This window comes from Treponema endosymbiont of Eucomonympha sp., from assembly GCF_001028545.1.
This window is the reverse complement of the sequence record NZ_BBPW01000626.1, coordinates 1-454: the sequence shown is the minus strand read 5'-3', so window position 1 is coordinate 454 and position 454 is coordinate 1. Positions and strand designations below refer to the sequence as shown.

The following is a 454-nucleotide window of genomic DNA, read 5'->3' as shown; positions in this document are numbered from 1 at the left end:
GGCGCCGAGCAAGCGTGCGGGAAAGTACTTTTGGCCCGGAGGCCGTCGGACAATTCTCATATTTTGCGCGAACAAAATTTAAGCGCGCTTATTGTTCCCGACATGGAACCATATCCTGGAACGAAAGTTTCCGGAATCGTTCAGATTGTGAGTCGGGCCGCGGTGATGTTGCCCACCTCGTCTGCAGCATTTATTACTACAGAATTGTAATGCTCCACGTTGATCGGTGTCTCTCGCAATGAATGGGAAGTGCCGGAATGAAGGACGATTGCCGTCAGCCACGGATCGCTGCATGTCATGTCGCGATCGCATTTACCGGTGACCAATGAGCGAAACGACGATCCCGAGAAATCGCAAGAATCCCTTGGCCATCGCAAGAACGAACGGGGAGGCAAGAGACCTATTTGACGATACCGATGCAATGGTATGGCAGAAACTTACACAGGAGATGGTG

At 51.8% G+C, this 454-nt stretch carries 1 protein-coding gene; it reads left to right on the top strand.

Translation table 11 applies throughout. From position 1 onward, the window contains the following. Positions 1-210 (top strand): hypothetical protein (locus AWU74_RS14355; RefSeq protein ID WP_238580277.1); only part of this gene is annotated, 210 nt, incomplete at its 5' end. Positions 211-454: the final 244 nt, after the last annotated feature.